Below are 18724 nucleotides of genomic sequence, written 5' to 3'. Positions count from 1 at the left end.
AAAACGGATGCAGCAGATGCCTATTATTTGGGGGAATTGTACTATCGGGAAGAGTTTGAGCCCTATGAACAACGCGGGATACAACTTCTTAATCTTCGCCATCTAACACGCCAACACGAATCGCTTACAAAGGCCTATGTGCAGACAAAATTGCAGTTTCATGCGGTATTGGATCAAGTCTTTCCAGAGTATGTCGGCGTATTTGGAAGAATAGATGGGCTAACGTCGTTAGCTGTCCTGCAGTCATTTCCGACACCACAAGCTGTTGAAGAAGCAGGATTGGAGCAAGTGGTTGCATCCATTCAGTCCGTAGCTACACGTGGTCGTTCCCAAACGTGGGCCGTGGACAAGGCAAAAAAATAATGGCTGCAGCACAGAACACCCCATTATCGGGGATTGTCTATGAGAGCCATGTAATTAGTCTACAAATGCTCATAAGGCTACTTCTTCAGTTCCAAGAGCATCTATCTACACTGGAACAACAAATAGATGCTCTCGCTGAAGAAGTGAAAGAATATGACCTTCTCCGCTCTATTCCCGGAGTGGGTAACAAAATTGCGGCAACAATTTTGTCTGAAGTCGGGGAAATTGAACGGTTTGATCACCCAAGTAAGTTGATCGCATTTGCAGGCGTAGACCCGAGTGTATATGCGTCGGGAAAGTTTGTTGCTACCTCCAATCGCATTACCAAACGTGGCTCCAAACGCCTCCGACATGCCCTGTATCTCGCCGTGCAATGTGGCTTACGAAGGTCAACCAATCAACGACTTCGTGCCTTTTACGACAAGAAACGAGAAGAAGGTAAAGCAAAAAAAGTTGCCAAGATCGCTTGTGTGAACAAGCTGTTGCGTTGGATTTTTGCAATCTTACACCGACAGGAGCCTTACCAAATGGAACAAGTTGCGTAAAATCACCGATTTGGATAAACCTTCCAGAACGGAAGGTTATTTGGTGTGCATTTTTTATCTTAACATATATAAACCAAAAAATAATCCGGAAAACCTTGACGGAGTATTAGCTGGTTTTGCGTTTCCCCGCTAAGCCCTTCGGAGCGGACAGTCTTAGCCCCCAGCAGGACGGAGCCTGGAGCCTAGCCTGGAAATATTCTTCTCCCCACCACAGCCACATAGTAAAAAAAAAGGAAGGACTGTTGTCCCCCCTTTTATGCTTGAGCCTCCATCAATTGCTGCAGCTTCTTGATCCCACGGAAGTGCAGGATTTTCACCGAAGCCTCTGTCTTGCCCAAGATTTCCGCGATCTCATTCATTCGCAAATCTCCAAGATAGCGCAGGGCAATTACGTTGCGCTGATCCTTCGTCAGGTTGTGTACCTTTTCCCACAATCCTTCAGTTGTCTCCTGAGTCAGGAGGCACTCCTCCGGCAGTTTATCTGTTGCCACCATGTTGCTGAACGTGTCCTGATCTACCGGGCTCTCCCGCTTCTTGCGCATGTAGTCAATCAAAGCGTTGTGCGCAATTCGGAAAATCCAGGCGCCAAAAGGATGGCGGCCATCGTATTGCTCAAGCTTGGAATACACCTTGATAAACACAGTCGTTGTCAGGTCTTCCACATCCCAGACGTTCTTCACCCGGTAGCGGAAATAGCGATATATTTTAGCAGAGTAATCTTCGTAAATTTGTTGGTGACTTAATTTTGGATACATGATTGCTGTCGTCATAATCGATCTCCCGTTTCGTGAACCGTATGATTGATTTCATTGTACGGTCGAAACGACGCAGGAACCATCGAGTTATATTTCAGGAAGCTTACACTTTTGTAAGGTACTTATGGGCTCGTTGTAAGCTCGCACAAGTAGGTACGGAAGAGGTATCATTTCGGTTACAACTTTCAAAAGAAATTTTTAAGAATTTCTTAAGGAGTATTTTAAGTTGTCTTCTAACCGTTGGGGTGGGGGAGAAGCCATGGGACTACATCCTACTTCTATACCGTTTTTGCAAGTCATTTCAAAGCAGTTTTCATGCTACATGACACTACTTCTTAGCAATAACTTCACTATCTTGAATTCACTTTCAAGCTTTTCAAAAAAGCTGCGCAGGAGAAGCGCATTTCCAGTCCAAGCGCCTCTGGAGCCCCGCCCAGCTTCGGAATAAATAGCGGGGAATTTCAGCTTCACCTATGAAATCCTTCCTCGAAATTTCTACGTTTGAAGCGCTCCCGCTATTTATTCCGAAGCGGACAGTCAATCCCCCAGCAGGGCGTAGGCCGAAGCGTAGACTGGAAATGCGCTTCTCCCCCATAACGGCTACTTTAAAAAAAGAAACGCCCCCGAAAAATTCGAGGGCATTAGCATTTAAATCAAACCAAGACGTTGGAAGATCGTATCCACATGCTTCAGGTGGTAACGGTAATCGAAGCACTCATCCAACTCTTCCTTAGACAGTGTAGAGCTGACCGTTGCATCCTCCTCGACGATCGCACGGAAGGAGCGTTGCTCTTCCCACGCCTGCATCGCACGAGGCTGTACCGTGTCATAGGCTTGCTCGCGGCTCATACCTTTTTCGATCAGCTTGAGCATGACTTGCTGGGAGTAGATCAAGCCAAAGGTACGATCCATGTTGCGCTTCATGTTCTCAGGGAACACTGTCAAGTTTTTCACGATGTTCATGAAACGGCGCAGCATGTAATTCAACGCTTGCGTCGCATCTGGCAAAATCACGCGCTCCGCAGAGGAGTGGGAAATATCCCGCTCATGCCAGAGGGAAACATTTTCATAAGAAGTGAGCATGTGTCCACGGATGACGCGAGCCAGACCGCAAATGTTTTCGCTGCCGATCGGGTTGCGCTTGTGTGGCATTGCAGAAGAACCTTTTTGTCCTTTAGCAAACGCTTCTTCAACCTCGCGCATTTCACTCTTTTGCAGACCGCGAATTTCTGTTGCGAATTTCTCCAAAGAAGTCGCGATCAGTGCCAATGTCGCCATGTACTCGGCGTGGCGATCACGCTGCAAGGTTTGGGTAGAGATAGGCGCTGCCGACAGCCCCAGCTTCTCGCACACATACGCTTCCACGAACGGATCGATATTCGCATACGTTCCAACTGCACCAGAGATTTTGCCATACGCCACTTCTTTTTTCGCAGCCTGAAAACGAGCGAGGTTGCGCTTCATTTCTTCATGCCACAGGGCCAGCTTCAAGCCAAAAGTCGTAGGCTCAGCATGTACGCCATGCGTTCTGCCCATGCATACCGTATCTTTGTGCTCGCGAGCTTTATCCGCCAAAATCTCGATGAAGTCTTGAATGTCACCCTCCAAAATTTCGTTCGCCTGACGCAGCAGGTAAGAAAGAGCAGTATCCACCACATCTGTCGAAGTCAGCCCGTAATGCACCCACTTCTTTTCTTCGCCCAAGGTTTCTGATACCGCACGGGTAAACGCCACCACATCATGGCGAGTCTCTTCTTCGATTTCATAGATTCTGTTCATGTCAAAAGTAGCTTTTTCCCACAGCTTTTTCACGTCTTCCTCAGGAATGACGCCCAGCTTGGACCAAGCTTCACACGCGAGAATTTCTACTTCCAGCCACGCCTTGAATTTGTTTTCTTCCGTCCAAATGGCACGCATTTCCGGTCGGGAATAACGTTCGATCATGATAATACCTCCGATGTATTCGTCCAGATTTTCAGCTCATCTATCAGGGTGAGCGCTTCTTCCACAGTCGGGGCGAGCACGTTGATATGCCCCATTTTTCGCTTTGCCTTGCTCTCTGCTTTTCCATACAAATGGAGCTTGGCTGTACGCGGCAGCTTGTCGATCTGATCGATGACAGGCTGTAGATGCTCTCCCAAAATATTAACCATCACGACGCTTGAGAGCAACTCTGTAGATCCCAATGGCAGATTGCAAACCGCCCGAACATGCTGCTCAAACTGCGAGGTCACACAAGCATCCATGGTAAAATGCCCGGAGTTGTGCGGTCGAGGCGCCAATTCATTGACGTACAGCTGACCATCTTCGGTCAAAAACAGCTCAACGGCAATGAGTCCGACCACATCCAGCTTTTCTACAATCGTGCGCGCAATTTCTTCCGCGCGGGCTGCTACTTCAGCCGAAATTCGAGCTGGAACAATGCTCAGGTGCAGGATGTTTTCCTGATGAATATTTTCTGAGACAGGAAAAACAGCCAGTTCTCCAGCAGGATTGCGTGCAGCAATGACAGACAGCTCCATTTTGAATGGTACAAATTGTTCCACGATCAGCTCTGTCCCCGCTTTGGACAACGTATCATACGCCTCCGCCAGCTCAGCCTCGCTTCTCAATACCCATTGTCCTTTGCCATCATAGCCGCCTGTCGCCGTCTTCATAACAGCAGGCAGGCCGAGTTCACGAACAGCTTCCTGCAAATCTTCCAGACTGTTCACTACGCAAAAGGGAGCAACAGGGATGCCGATTTCGCGAATAGCTGTTTTTTCCCGAATCCGATTTTGGGTGATGCGCAAAAGACGGCTCCCCTGCGGCACGTAAGCTCGGCTCTCTAATACCTCTGCCACCTGCGCATCGACGTTTTCAAATTCATACGAGATCACATCACTAACCGATGCCAATTGCATCGCTGCTTCTACATCGTCGTAGCTGGCGACAATTTGTCGATCAGCCGTTTGTCCACATGGTGCGTCTGCTGTCGGGTCCATCGTGACAAAGCGGTAGCCCATAGCTCGTCCCGCGAGAGCAATCATCCGTCCAAGCTGTCCTCCGCCGAGTATTCCTAGGGTCGATCCTGGTTTGATTTGCTTGCTGTCCTTGGTAGTCATTCGAGTTCACTAGCCTCCAGCACCTTATTGCGTACATCATCCCGTCTTTGCACGAAGCGCTCTTGTACGTCCGGATATTTGATCCCCAAAATCTGCGCAGCCAATAACCCCGCATTGATCGCTCCAGCTTTTCCGATCGCTACCGTCGCCACTGGTACGCCCCCTGGCATCTGTACAATCGACAAAAGCGAGTCGAGACCATTCAAATTGGATGATTTGACCGGTACACCAATGACGGGCAGCTCAGTTTTTGCCGCCACCATTCCTGGCAAATGAGCAGCCCCGCCTGCACCCGCGATGATGACTTCCAAACCGCGGCTTTTAGCGGTCTCTGCATACGTAAACATCAAGTCTGGCGTTCTGTGTGCAGACACGACCTTCTTTTCGTACGGAATCTGCAATTCGTCCAAAATTGCACAAGCTTCCTTCATCGTTTCCCAGTCTGACGTGCTGCCCATAATGACTCCTACCAAAGGCTGTAGCATGAACCATTCGCCCCCTACGTTTTGATATCATCAGAAGAAAACCCAACCGACTAACGGCTTTTCGTGCCGCTCTCATCGCCTGGGCTATTCGAACTCGTTTTATCTCAACATATTCAGTGTAGCAGGGAGAAAGTTTGCCTGTCAACCTCGTTTCCGAACATTTAAAAATATGGTAAGTAAAATTATTCGTGTTTGCCTTTTTCTATCCATCTATTTGCCGCTTCTGCTTGATCCAGCTCGACTTGAAGCCAATAATCCAAAAAGGGAGTGGCATCTGCCCCTGCAGCCGCAGTCAATCGCTCCTTGATTTGGTCCCCTTTTGCCTGCTTGTATTGATGATCTCGTACATACTGGCGCAATACATGGTGCAATCGGTCTACTCCCCATTCTTCTTTTAACGTCCACCACATGGCACCCGCTCGCCCGTAGACGAGGTCATTGTAGCTCCTCCAATCAGGAAAAACCTCTACAGACGACTTCGCTGTTACGCCTTGGTCAGCGTACACTTCCGCTGCACGCGCTTGGTCTAGCCGCATTCGAATATACGCTTGTGAACGTAAGGGGTTCTTTTGCTGCAAAAAAATCATCGTCGCATAATCCGTGAGCCCCTCGTCCAGCCAAGCCTCACGCACCTCGTCATTACCGACCAGGCCATAGAACCACTGATGTGCCGTTTCGTGCGCGACAACAGCTTCCCCCATGGCATCGCTGCGATTAAAGTACTCTTGGGCAATAAAGACGAGGCTCGGGTATTCCATTCCGCCGAAGAAGCCACCTGTCTTGACGACGTCATATTCCTTGTACGGATACACACCGAACTGTTTTCCGTAATAGTCGAGAGACTCCATGGCAGTTGCATGCATTCGTTGTACGTTTTGTGGATCATCACTTTTTTGCACCCATGTCCGCACCGTGGTTTCCCCGACCTTGCCCGATATTGCTTGATATGTATCGTCCATGACAACGAGGGCAAAATCCCGAACGTTCCATGCGTCCAATTCATAGATGTTTAGTCGCTGTGGTCTCGTCTCTGTAATGACTGCCATACTCTCTAGCCCGCTCGTAGCAAGCTGATAGCCCTCCGATAGCTGCACACGCAAATGATAATTCGCCACATCTGAGTAAAAAGGATCGCCAATCGCCGAATACGGATCGAGCCGCCAGCCCCCCTCATCCTTAATAGCCAGGATCGGCAGCCAATTACCCAGCCACATCGCATGATCATGATAAGATAGACGCCCATTGTTAAACGGGACATCAAGCTGAAAGTTCATCTCCACTACCGTCTCAGCTGATGTTGTTCTGGCAGGAAGGGGCACTCGCAACAGCGTATTTGTCAGGCCCTCATACTGTACACCGATGTTTTTGCCGTTCACTCGCACTGCACTGATCTTGATGCCACCGGGCTCACGCTGTTTGCCCAGTACAACTGCCCAGTTCTCTCCACCGAGGGCAGCATTCGCGGAAAAAGCATTGGGATACAAATGAAAATAAGCTTTGTCATCCTGTGGGACAAAACGAGCAGTCAACACTCCCGTCACCACATGCTTGTTCATATCGATTTGTACGTCTGCCTTGTATGTGACCGCAGCCTGCCTGTGATCCATCAGCACGGTCTCCTGAGCATCTGAGCCAGCTTGCCCTGCCCACGGCCGTACTGACAAGAACACAGCCAAAACGACTCCTGCTGCCACGCCGACCACCCAATGCTTTCGCCACACCATGATCCCCTGCCTTCGATTACTTCTTCTGATGCTTGTGACGTTGACGCTCCAGCCATGCTGCTGCCTCATCCTGCTGGGACATGTCCAATTTCATCCAATAATCCAGAAAAGCACCTGCATCTTCACCGGCAGCCTCTGAGAGAAATGCTTCCCATTCACTCCCCGTGACGACCTGATAACGGTACTTGTCGACATACTGTTTCAATACATCATATAATCGTTCTTCTCCCCACGCTCCCCGCAAAAGCCACAGCATAGACGCAGGACGAGAGTAGGTAAGATCACTGTAACTCTGATTGTTGGGAAATGAAGATAGTGCCTGCCAAGGACGCATCCCCTCCATTACGTACAACGGAACGGTGGTGCCTTGTTCGAGTCGCCTACGCACCCTTTCGGCTCCCATCTGCGGGTCGTGAAGAGACAAATAAGTCAGCGTCACGTATTCCGTGAATCCCTCATCCAGCCATGCTTCCTGCAGCTGATTATTCCCGAGTAAGCCGTAAAACCATTGATGCGCTGTCTCATGTACAACTGTGACGATGCCTGTTTCTTCCCCCGCAATGAAATGCCGCCCATCGAGAAAGACCAATGCAGGATATTCCATCCCGTTAATGAAGCCGCCTGTCCGAACAACATCGTATTCGGTATAAGGATAGGCACCCAACTTGTTTTGAAAATATGCGAGAGATTCCGTCGCCGCTTGATGAATCTGCTGAGCTGCTGACAGATCGTCTGTTTTCCGCCACCATGTTCGGACTACGGTTTGTCCGACTTTTGATTCCGTTTGCTGATAAGAGGCATCCATCACGACAAGGGCAAAATCCCTCACATTGTCTGCTGCAAGATGTATCGTCTTTTCTCCCACACGAGTAGAAGTCTGCTTCGCATCTTGGTCTGTTGCTGTGCTCGCCAGCTGATAGTCAGTTGGCAGCGTCACGTTCACCTCATAATCGGCGCTCTCACTGTAAAAAGGATCACCGACAGGCTCATACGGATCGAGATGCCAACCATCCCGGTCGTACACAGCAAGAACCGGATGCCAATTCCCCAGCCAGATCGATTGGTTATCATACGACATCCTGCCATCATTGCGCGGAAGGGTCATATCGAACTCCATGACAATCTTTCGTGGACCGTGCCCTCCTTCTAGAGGCACTTCAAGTATGTTCAGGTCTTTCGTTTTTTTGCCCACAACCGCTACGCCATCAACCGCGAGCTTTTTAGTAGTGTATGTGCCAAGCGTTGGGCTATTTCCTAAAAGTTCCTCCCATAGCATGCCTTGCTGGGCTTCTGTAAATACGTTCGGATAGAGATGTAGATAGACATGAGTAGGGTCTTTTGGCCAAAAGGTAATCGTAACGGTTCCTGCTACTTCTTTCTTGGCTGGATCGATTCGCACATCGGCCTGATAGAGCGGTTTATGATTAAGCTCCGTACGCTCCTCAGCATTTACAGGCAACATCCATGTCAAAAACAATAAGCTACAACCGACCAAAGAGACCCATTTTTTCACTCAATCTCCCCCTTTTCTCTCTACTGTACACTCCTTACAGCTTTTCGGACAGCCACTTTTCAACCTGCTCCGAAGGAACCGACTCTTCCGTTCCCTCGCGCATATCTCGTACGACTACCTGCCCGCTATTCACTTCGTTTTCCCCATAGATCAAAGCAAAAGGAAACCCTTCCTTATTGGCATAGTCGAGTGCTTTTTTCAGGCGTCTACCCGTCAGCTCCAGCTCGACTCTAATACCGCGCTCGCGCAGTCGATTCGCCAGCCCAAGACTGGGTGCTTCTGTACCAAGGGGAATGACCAGGACATCAGCAGCTCGCCGCTCTTCCACGTTGCGATTAGCCAATGCCGCGAGAATCACATCCAAGCCAAACGAAATCCCTACAGCGGGATACTCCCTGCCATCGTCCAAAAGCCCACCGATGATTCGATCATAACGTCCCCCGCTACCGATGCTGGACGTAATACTCCCATCCTGCAAAAAGATTTCGTACACACTCCCTGTGTAAATCCCTAAGCCTCTTGCTAAAAATGGCGAAAAACGAAGCTCTCCCGTCACACCTGCTCCTTTTACATAGGCAAGCATATCGCGAAGCTCCCGAACGCCTTCCTGAACAAGCGGGGATGAAAAGCGCTCTGCCAACGCGTCTAAGGTATACTCACTTTCCTGCAGAAAAGACGTAATCGCCAAAACGAGTGCCTCCTCCACGTTTCGTTCCCGCAAGTCATCCCGTACACCATCCGTACCGATCTTCGCAAGCTTATCCAGCGATAGCATGACATCCCCTGCCCGCTCCACTGGAACTCCCAGCTCCTGGAGCACCCCGGAAAGCAACTTGCGGTTGTTAACCTCGATGTACACGTCGAGCCCCAGACGATTAAACGCCTCAAACGCCATACTGAGTAACTCAGCTTCAGCCAGCACAGAGGTCGTTCCCACGATATCGACATCGCACTGAATGAATTCGCGCAATCGCCCCGTTTTTACTGGACCGTCCCGAAATACTTTTCCGATTTCATATCGCTTGAACGGCATCCGCATCTCTGGATTCATGCCCACCACCTTCGTCAACGGCACAGTCAAATCGTAGCGCAGCCCAAGCTCCCTCTCTCCCTGATCGCTCAAGCGATACACTTCCTTCAATATTTCATCTCCGCCGCCGTATTTGGATGCCAGCAATTCATAGTGCTGAAGCATTGGCGTCTCCAACGGTTTGCAGCCATATGTCTCAAATACGGCTTCCAGGGTCCGTCGTATCCAGTTTCGTTGCATTTGCTCCTGCGGCATGAAATCCTTTGTACCTTTTACCGTTTTTAACATCGCGTTTTCCATGAGTAACACCCTCTCTTATCTTTTTTTTCCAACCAAAAAAACCATGCAAGGCAACTTCATGCCCGCATGGCTCCCAAATACACCACCGCAGGCACAAAGCACAATAAGCGCTTGCACCTGCGGAAAATTTCCCGAGGATACAAACGCTCTACGTGTGGTGATGCTGTTGAAGGAACATGTTTAGACCTGTCATTTTGATCGGGCCATCCTTCCATGAATCAAGATTTTTCCTATCATAGCGCAAAAAAAGCTCCTCGTCCAGTAGACGAAGAGCCTGTTTTCCAAAAAATTCTATTCGCGCAACCAGATGAAATATGCCAGGAAGACGAAGAACAGGACGTACATCGCCGGATGCACTTCACGAGCCTTACCCTTCATTACCTTCATCACCGGATATACGATGAAACCAGTCGCAATACCTGTTGCGATACTGTAAGTCAATGGCATCAACAAGATCGTCAGGAATGCAGGGAACGCTTCGTCCAGGTCATCCCAAGCCACTTTTGCAATGTGAGAGGCCATCAGTACACCGACGATAATAAGTGCTGGTGCAGTAACTGCTGGTGTCACAATTGCAAGAATCGGCGAGAAGAATAACGCCAAGAGGAACATGATCCCTGTTATCACTGCGGTAAATCCAGAACGTCCACCAGCCGCTACCCCTGCCGTCGACTCAACGTAAGCTGTAGTGGTAGAAGTACCGAGTACCGCACCTGCCATACCTGCAATCGCATCAGAAGCGAGCGCTTTTCCTGGACGCGGCAGATTGCCGTCTTCGCGGAGCAATCCAGCTTGGTTCGCTACACCCAGCAGCGTACCCGTTGCATCGAAGAAGTCTACAAACAAGAACGTCAGAACAACAATCAGCATGTTCATGGTGAACAGTGCGGATGGATCACCAAGATATTGGAACGCAGCACCGAATGTAGGAGCAAGGCTCGGTGGCGCAGAAACGATTTGCTCAGGCAGATTCACCAGGCCGAAAAACATCCCGGTAATCGCTGTAATCAACATCCCGATAAAGATACCAGCATTGATCTTGCGAGAAAGCAGAATAACCGTAACGATCAGACCAAACACAGCCAGCAACGCATTTTTCGCTGCCAAAATTTCTTCCGGCTTCATACCCTCATGATAGAAGGTCAGGTGGCCCAGTGCTACGAAGGTCGCCTCATTTGCTACGATGATACCCGCATTTTTCAAACCGATAAAAGCAATAAAAAGTCCAATCCCTGCAGAAACGGCGTACTTCAGGCTTTGTGGAATCGCTTTGATAATCGCTTCACGAACACCTGTCAGGGAGAGAATCAAAAAGATCGTACAAGAAAGGAATACACCAGCCAAAGCCTGTTGCCAAGGAATTTGCATCGTCAGAACGACGGTATAAGTGAAAAAGGCATTCAAGCCCATCCCTGGAGCCTGACCGATCGGCAAACGTCCGAGGATTCCCATCAACAGCGTACCAAGAGCAGCAGCCAAAGCCGTTGCGGTAAAGACAGCCCCAAATTCAGGATAGTTTGCTTTTAAATCTGGCGGCAGATCAGCACCACTGAGAATGAATGGATTGACAGCCAAGATATAAGCCATAGCCAAAAATGTAGTGATACCCGCGATGATTTCGCGACGGTAATTGGTGCCTAGCTTGTCAAACTCGAAATACTTCCGCACCTATAAGTCCCCCCATACTAATCTTGTGGTAAGAAAAAAGGCCTCGACGCTCTTATCATGCGCCTGGCCTTCAAACAAAACACTCCGGGAATAATTCTAAAAATAATAACAAAATCAGATCCCGATGACATTTTGTTCGTAGCCAGGTCGTTAATGGCGACCATGTAGAAACTCTTGAGCCATATCCTCAAGAATATACGAACCTTCCTATATTACCTGCTCACATTGAGAAGTGTATCAGGTGACATAGGGAATGTCAACGAAAATACGAACGTTCATTTTTGGAAAGAGATTAATATCCGGATATTATCTAAAAAGGCCTGTTATACTTGCATTGATTCCTCCAGATCTCAACAATCTCTTTTAGGGTGGTACAAAATGAGCTATATGGATGCGTGGGAGCGAATAATTGGAGTACTATTCTCAGTTTTTGGAGGAAACTCCCTTCGCTATCAGCTATAACCCTATTGCAGAAGCTTGGATTATCGAAGGCACTCTTCCTCCCGGATGGCTAGGCGGAGTCATTTATATTGCTCTTGCAAAAGAAAATGGAAAGCTCATCATGATGTATGGAACGAGATAATTCTTGCTCATAAAAAAACTCTCTTTTATTCGCAAATCACGCAAATAAAAGAGAGTAATTTTTTGTTCCTATTCCCACTCAATCGTTGCTGGTGGTTTGGACGTTACGTCATATACAATGCGGTTTACATTGTCTACTTCATTCACGATACGCACAGAGATTTTCTCCAAAACATCCCACGGAATGCGCGCCCAGTCAGCAGTCATACCATCAATAGAGGTTACTGCACGAATCCCTACTGTGTAAGAATACGTACGAACATCTCCCATTACACCTACAGTCGTCATGTTTGGCAAAGCCGTGAAGTACTGCCAAATTTCCCGATCGAGACCTGCCTTGGCAATCTCTTCACGCAAGATCGCATCCGATTCACGAACGATCTTCAGTTTTTCTTCCGTAACTTCACCCAAAACACGAATGCCGAGGCCTGGTCCTGGGAATGGCTGACGCCAAACAATCTCATCTGGCAAGCCCAGCTCTGTACCCAGCTTGCGAACTTCGTCTTTAAACAAGGTTTTCAATGGTTCGATCAACGTGAACTTCATATCTTCTGGCAAACCGCCTACGTTATGGTGCGATTTGATTGTTTGTGCTGTCGCTGTTCCGCTCTCCACGATATCGGTGTACAGTGTACCTTGTGCCAGGAAGTCCATATCCGTCAGCTTGGCAGCTTCTTCATCGAATACATAAATGAACTCGTTACCGATGATTTTGCGCTTTTGCTCTGGGTCAGAAACACCTTTGAGCTTACTCATGAAACGCTCGCGAGCATCGATCTTGATTACTTTCATGGAGAATTTCTCACCGAATGTCTCCATTACACCTTCTGCTTCCCCTTGGCGCAGAAGACCGTGGTCAACGAACATGCACGTCAATTGATCGCCGATCGCTCTATGAATCAGAGCTGCTACTACAGAAGAATCGACTCCACCGCTTAGTGCACACAGCACTTGCTTGTTGCCCACTGTTTCACGAATGCGAACCAGCTCATCCTCAATGAACGTTGTCATGCTCCAAGTCGCTTCACATCCACAAATGTTGAACAGGAAGTTTCCGATGAACTCATTGCCTTTTACTGTATGGACTACTTCTGGATGGAATTGTACGCCGTACAGCTTACGCTCAGGGTTGCTGATCGCAGCTACTGGGCAGCTATCACTTACAGCATCGATCGTAAATCCGGACGGCAGCTCCACTACTTTGTCAGAGTGGCTCATCCACACGATTTCGTTTGTATCCCATTTGTCGTACAAGCTGTGTTTTTGCTGCATACGCAATTCAGCTTTTCCGTACTCGCGTTTACCCGCTCGTTCTACTTTTCCGCCCGTCAAATGGCTCATCAACTGCATGCCGTAGCAAATCCCCAAAACCGGCAAGCCCAGTTCAAAAATCGCCGGATCTACAGTCGGTGCTCCCTCTTCGTACACACTCGCAGGTCCGCCGGAGAAAATAATCCCTTTTGGATTCATCTCTTTAATCTTTTCTACAGGTGTATTGAACGGAATGAGTTCACTGTAAACACCCAAATCGCGTACGCGGCGCGCGATCAACTGATTGTACTGGCCTCCGAAATCGAGTACGACGACCATTTCCATTGACTTGTCCATCATATCCCCCTTCTCCTGTAACCACAGGACGTGCAAATGTCGGTCTGCCATGCGAAGTTGTCGCATATTTGCAAAAAAACCAGGACTGCCACCTCCGATAAACAATACGGAGGCAGCGTCCCAGCTTGTGTACACATGTGCGGTTGCATGTACAAAAATCCGATGTGCTCTCCTCGTAGTCGCCAAATTTACGGTCTAGCGGTAGAAACTTTCAGGCCATATTCCTGATCATTATACGAGTCTCATTGATCGTCATTCTAGCAGATGGAACGGCATTGTTCAAGGCTTCAGTTGACGGATTAACCGTTCTAGTATTTGCTCTGCGATTGTTCTCGCCTTTTGTTCCATCTCTTTGTAGCCATACACGGTGCGTTCGTACAGCTCCGTCAAATAGCGCAGGTCTTGTCGCTTGTCTGCAGGAAGCGTCATCCTGCCCACATACTCCCGCAACGTCTCTCCTGGCTGTCTACGCGTGTAGACTCGTTCCATCATCCGCATCAGCAGATGGTACCGATCCTGGAACTCACTGCTTCGCTCCTTGTTCATCTGCCTGCGCATCCACCATAGCTGGATGTCTTGTCTGCGACGCCACGCTATCATGGCAGCGACAACAGCGACAACGAGTAATCCCACGTTTACTTGCCACGGGATTTTAATCCAGCTGCCTGCTGGACTATCTCCCTCTTCTAGTTCATTGAAGCGTCCATCGCCACGATCCATATCCGGCTGATGCGCCATGTTTGGCAACGGAAGTGGAATCTCAGGCTGTGAGGTCACCAGATCATACTCAAATCGAACAGGTGACATGAATGTACTCGTCGCTTCAAAAGGAATCCATCCCATACCAGGGAAATATACCTCTACCCACGAGTGAGCATCCTTGTTACGCACTTCCACGATCTCGTTATTGAGCGCATCCGTCCCCACTCGTTCACCCGGTGCGAAGCCCTTGACCCAGCGTGTCGGGATATCCAGAGTACGAAGCATAACGGCCATCGAAGTGGAAAAATGGTCACAGTACCCGCGTTGGCTGTCAAACAAGAAGTGATCGACAAAATCTTGACCTTCAGTAGCTACTGGAACGTCCTTCGTTTCATACTTATATTTTCCACTTGAGCGCAAGTAATTCTCGATCGCTCTCACTTTATCATAAGGAGTCTTGGCATCCTTGGTAATCGTTGCAGCGAGCTCTCTTACTCGCGGAGACACGGTGACTGGCACTTGCAAGTAGCGCTCTTTGATATCATCCGGATAATCCGTCCCCGCATTGGTTATCGCCTTTTCACTTACGATCGGTACTTCTCCCTCGACCTTGTACTGATTCAGTTTGAGCAATAACGGATTGGGACCAAACTGCGGTTGACCGTTTTTCTCTCCCAGCTGAACCAAATTGATTTTCCCTGCACGCACTTCCAATTGCTGATTCATTTTGTCATAGACAACGGTTGCATCTGGTGGTGCGTAGTTGTTCACCTTTTTCAGCTGTCCTTGATAAAAGACGGTCGGGAACTGCTGCGGGCCTTGAAAATCTAATGATGCTTGTACCTTCTTCGTTTCGAGCCCTCGGAACAGCGTATTATTCCATGTATAGGTTTGCGGGTCCAGGATGGACTCGTACTCTCTCTCGCCTTTTTCCCAGCCTACTCCCGTATACACATCCTTCGAGTCACCACGCCAGTAGCTCCGCTCGTTCGTCGTTGCAGTGAACACCAATGTATTATCTTGCATAAAAGGACCGCCCAACCGTTCGTCGTTGTTGTCGTATCCTACTTTTTTCATCACGCCGACAGGAGCATTGTTGCCCTTTCCGGTTAAATAAGCGATCGGATCAGGCCATGACGGCCCAGCCTTCGGTGCAGCATAACCAATGCCTACACATACCATAATTACCATCACAGAAGCCAACAGCGAATTGAGCAGAATTCTGCCTCTTTTTCCTGCTAGCGTAGCCATGTGCGTCATCTTCATCAGATGGCTGATGGCCAGCATCATGAAACCAATAATCAGCGTACGTACAATCCCTGCACTGGCATCGTACGGGAGAAACGTATCCAACACAGCCAAATACAATTCCGTCAAAAATACAAACCATAAGCCTTGTCGTTGTTCCTGCACCAGATACGTTAGCATCGTCGCTAACAACACCAAGACCAGATCAAACATGGTGTTCCGCGACAAGATTGACATGTTGGCCCAATCCTGTTGAAACGCTAACGGTAAATCGTGTATCAACTGTCCGTACAATTCGGAAATCCATTCCGTATTGAAAAACGGTGAGTCAAATAGAGTAGCATGCAGCAGCCCCATTAACCCCAGAACCTTGAGCGGCAGGGTTAACCACCGATAAGGTATCAATAGGTCAATGATAATGACCCCAGCTACAATTGCATAGAACGGCCACAGAACACCGGTGTCGGTTAATTGCTGCAGAGGGACTAGCCACTCTCTTAACATGAGGAACAGAAAAAGGGCCGAGATCCATTCCCAAATCGTTGGACGCTTCCAAACGCTCATGAGTCTATGCACCCCCAATCCGTTTCCACTCTTGATCATCCATGTGAATAGACGTACATGTTACCTTGTTCGCGCCAAGCAGCTGAAGAGCTTGTTTTTGTTCCTGGGGAATCGTAGACTCGTTTTGCATGAGAAACAGCTGCACTTGCCTTCCTTTTTGAGCGAGCGTCACTAAACGGCTAATCAATGCTTTTTCTACATGCGGTGTGATGATAATCAACGTGACACCCTGAGGCTGCTCCAATGCTTCTCTTCCCACAATTCTTGCAAATAGATCTTGCCCTTCAGGAACGACACGAGCTAATTGATCAAATACCCTGAGAAAATGTGCATGGGACAAGCCTGGTGGTATTACTATGCGTTCGGCTTGCTTATACACAAGCCCATAATGGTACTGATTCCGATTCGCATAAGCTATCAGACTCGCTGTTAGCTTCACTGCTGTTTCGAACAAGTGCGCAGGCTTCCCTTGATAGCTCGCTTTCTCTACATCAAGGAAAAAGACAGCCTGGTTCATCGCTTGATGTTCAAATTCCTTCGTTTTCAGACCTGTTCCTCGTGCGGAAGCTCGCCAATGGATTTGGCTCAAACGATCGCCCCGATGATAATCTCTTACACCACGTACAGCCGCTACGTCGTCAGAGCGTCGATGGGAAACATGCACATTCCCACTGAAGCTGCCGTCTCCAAGGGCCCAATGGGTCAGTTCTTTGTATTTTGGATAAACGAGAAACTCCTGAGAAATCGAAAAAACCTTCCGACGCTCAAAAAAGCCAAAAAAGTCTCCGCCGCTTACAACACATTCATCGAGACGATAGTATCCCCGTGGCACATTGGGGATAACATAGCGAAACTCGACTTCCCTTTTAAACCACGGGAATATCAGCTGTCGATGCGGCTCATACACGCCAGCCAGCCTCGCCGGCAATGGCTCCATAATCATATTCCAGCCCAGCGGAAACCATATCCTCCTGCGCAGGCGTATCGTTACGATCACGTCGTCCCCATCCTGCAAGCGATTGCGATCCAGTTCGCGCTCGACTTCTAATTTTGCAAACATTAATAAATAGGCGACTACTTCGTACACAAGAAATACCAAGCTACTATAGAAAAGGAACCAGCTTGAGAAGCCGCCTTGAAATTTTGCGAATACATAGGTGATCAGAACTAATGCAATCGCCTTGAGCTTACCCCACCTTTGCTGTCTCATCTGCAATCACCGCCTTAGCTTACCGGGACACGGGTCTCAGACATGATCATAGCCAACACCCGATCTACGGTTGCTCCTTCCAGTCTTGCTTCTGGTTTCACAATCATACGGTGTGCAAAAACTACTGGAACCAGTTCCTTGACGTCATCTGGAATGACATAGTCACGTCCGCGAACGAAGGCCAACGCCTGCACCGCACGGAATAGAGCCAGTGAACCACGCGGACTCACGCCTAGATATATATGGTGGTGCTCACGTGTACGATGACATAGACGCACAATGTATTCTTTTATTCCTTCCGATATCTTGACCGTTGATACCTGGCGTTGAAGCTCTGCAAGCTCGGCAGTAGTCACGACTGGCTGGAGCTGATCCAATGGATTCGCTACCGAGAATCTGGACAGCATTCGCATTTCTTCCTCTACAGTCGGATAACCCAGACTTAATTGCATGAAAAATCGATCCAATTGAGCTTCAGGTAATGGGAAGGTTCCTTCATACTCTAGTGGGTTTTGTGTAGCCATCACAAAAAACGGCTCTGCCAACCGATACGTAGTCCCATCGATTGTAACTGAGCGCTCTTCCATCGCTTCCAATAGAGCGGACTGTGTTTTTGGTGAAGTCCGGTTGATTTCATCAGCGAGAATCACATTTGCAAAAATCGGTCCTTGACGGAATTCAAACTCAAGGCTTTTTTGATTAAAAATAGCTACCCCTGTCACATCTGTTGGCAATAAATCTGGGGTAAACTGAATGCGTTTAAATTCACCGCTGATTGACTTGGCCAATGCTCGTACCAGCATCGTCTTCCCAACACCTGGTACATCCTCAAGCAAGACGTGACCATTCGCTAGAACAGCAGCTACCATCAGCTCAATCACGGAGCGCTTACCAATCAATACTTTTTCTATGTTATCGATTAAACTGGCTATTGCAGGATTTACTTGTTCCAATTTTATAGGGTTCATCTTGATACAACTCCTGTTCCATCATATTCTTCCATCAGGTGTGTAACAGCTGTTCCTTCAAGCTTTCATCGTAATTCTAAGGTAATGGATGCAATTAGGAGATACAAGGGAAAAATGCTTAAAATTTGTAAAAATACACAAGTAGTTATAAAAAAAAGAGTAGGATCAATTCCTACTCTTCGGTTTCATATGAAATATGGCGTGCCCTGAGAGATTCGAACTCCCGACCTTTTGATTCGTAGTCAAACGCTCTATCCAGCTGAGCTAAGGGCACAAATAAATGGAGCGGACGAAGGGTCTCGAACCCTCGACCTTCGCCTTGGCAAGGCGACGCTCTACCAATTGAGCTACGTCC

Annotated in this window: 13 protein-coding genes, 1 tRNA gene, 1 pseudogene and 2 riboswitches; of the genes and pseudogenes, 2 read left to right on the top strand and 13 right to left on the bottom strand. The window is 48.5% G+C overall.

What is annotated here, in order from left to right; translation table 11 throughout:
* A pseudogene (locus AB1L17_RS31550) lies at positions 1–908 on the top strand (IS110 family RNA-guided transposase); the annotation flags it as partial.
* Positions 909–1162: 254 nt separating this feature from the next.
* Here the strand turns inward: AB1L17_RS31550 and AB1L17_RS30195 are convergent.
* From AB1L17_RS30195 to AB1L17_RS30160, 8 genes are all read right to left on the bottom strand, one after another.
* Positions 1163–1678, bottom strand: a complete 516-nt coding sequence (locus tag AB1L17_RS30195; RefSeq protein ID WP_412848664.1) for a sigma-70 family RNA polymerase sigma factor — start codon at positions 1676–1678, stop codon at positions 1163–1165.
* A 633-nt stretch (positions 1679–2311) separates the two neighbouring features.
* Positions 2312–3607, bottom strand: coding sequence for an adenylosuccinate lyase (purB, locus tag AB1L17_RS30190; RefSeq protein WP_412848663.1), 1296 nt, complete (start codon positions 3605–3607; stop codon positions 2312–2314).
* Positions 3604–4767: a 5-(carboxyamino)imidazole ribonucleotide synthase gene (gene purK, locus AB1L17_RS30185; RefSeq protein ID WP_412848662.1), complete on the bottom strand. Its 1164-nt coding sequence runs from the start codon at positions 4765–4767 to the stop codon at positions 3604–3606. Before purK ends, purB begins: the two co-directional genes overlap by 4 nt.
* Positions 4764–5252 carry a 5-(carboxyamino)imidazole ribonucleotide mutase gene (gene purE / locus AB1L17_RS30180; protein WP_412848661.1) on the bottom strand — a complete coding sequence of 163 codons (489 nt, stop codon included), beginning with the start codon at positions 5250–5252 and terminating at the stop codon, positions 4764–4766. Before purE ends, purK begins: the two co-directional genes overlap by 4 nt.
* Positions 5253–5434: 182 nt before the next feature.
* Complete coding sequence (locus tag AB1L17_RS30175; protein ID WP_412848660.1) at positions 5435–6976, bottom strand: M1 family metallopeptidase; 1542 nt, start codon at positions 6974–6976, stop codon at positions 5435–5437.
* A 16-nt stretch (positions 6977–6992) separates the two neighbouring features.
* A complete protein-coding gene (locus AB1L17_RS30170) occupies positions 6993–8489 on the bottom strand; it encodes a M1 family metallopeptidase (protein WP_412848659.1) in 1497 nt (498 codons plus the stop codon).
* Positions 8490–8523: 34 nt separating this feature from the next.
* Positions 8524–9819 carry a histidine--tRNA ligase gene (locus AB1L17_RS30165; RefSeq protein WP_412848658.1) on the bottom strand — a complete coding sequence of 432 codons (1296 nt, stop codon included), beginning with the start codon at positions 9817–9819 and terminating at the stop codon, positions 8524–8526.
* Positions 9820–10110: 291 nt separating this feature from the next.
* Positions 10111–11487, bottom strand: coding sequence for an NCS2 family permease (locus AB1L17_RS30160; protein WP_412848657.1), 1377 nt, complete (start codon positions 11485–11487; stop codon positions 10111–10113).
* Positions 11488–11606: 119 nt separating this feature from the next.
* A riboswitch (purine riboswitch) is annotated at positions 11607–11708 on the bottom strand.
* 188 nt (positions 11709–11896) lie between these two features.
* Between AB1L17_RS30160 and AB1L17_RS30155 the strand changes: the two genes are divergently transcribed.
* Positions 11897–12070, top strand: coding sequence for an NTF2 fold immunity protein (locus AB1L17_RS30155; protein WP_412848656.1), 174 nt, complete (start codon positions 11897–11899; stop codon positions 12068–12070).
* 68 nt (positions 12071–12138) lie between these two features.
* On the opposite strand, the gene guaA is transcribed toward AB1L17_RS30155, so the two are convergent.
* The 5 genes from guaA to AB1L17_RS30130 form a co-directional block, all read right to left on the bottom strand.
* The gene (gene guaA / locus AB1L17_RS30150; protein WP_412848665.1) at positions 12139–13677 is read right to left on the bottom strand and encodes a glutamine-hydrolyzing GMP synthase; all 1539 of its coding nucleotides are present in this window, start codon (positions 13675–13677) and stop codon (positions 12139–12141) included.
* A 156-nt stretch (positions 13678–13833) separates the two neighbouring features.
* Positions 13834–13936, bottom strand: a riboswitch (purine riboswitch).
* A gap of 20 nt (positions 13937–13956) precedes the next feature.
* Complete coding sequence (locus AB1L17_RS30145) at positions 13957–16191, bottom strand: transglutaminase TgpA family protein (RefSeq protein ID WP_412848655.1); 2235 nt, start codon at positions 16189–16191, stop codon at positions 13957–13959.
* 4 nt (positions 16192–16195) lie between these two features.
* The gene (locus AB1L17_RS30140; RefSeq protein WP_412848654.1) at positions 16196–17401 is read right to left on the bottom strand and encodes a DUF58 domain-containing protein; all 1206 of its coding nucleotides are present in this window, start codon (positions 17399–17401) and stop codon (positions 16196–16198) included.
* Positions 17402–17415: 14 nt separating this feature from the next.
* Positions 17416–18369 (bottom strand): AAA family ATPase, encoded by a 954-nt coding sequence (locus tag AB1L17_RS30135; RefSeq protein ID WP_412848653.1) that lies wholly within the window; start codon positions 18367–18369, stop codon positions 17416–17418.
* 197 nt (positions 18370–18566) lie between these two features.
* A tRNA-Arg gene (locus tag AB1L17_RS30130) sits at positions 18567–18643 on the bottom strand.
* Between the last annotated feature and the right edge of the window lie 81 nt (positions 18644–18724).

The organism is Brevibacillus jepli, assembly GCF_047229145.1.
Taxonomy (GTDB): Bacteria; Bacillota; Bacilli; order Brevibacillales; family Brevibacillaceae; genus Brevibacillus.
Note: the sequence above shows the minus strand (reverse complement) of the source record. Positions and strands in the feature narration are given on the sequence as shown.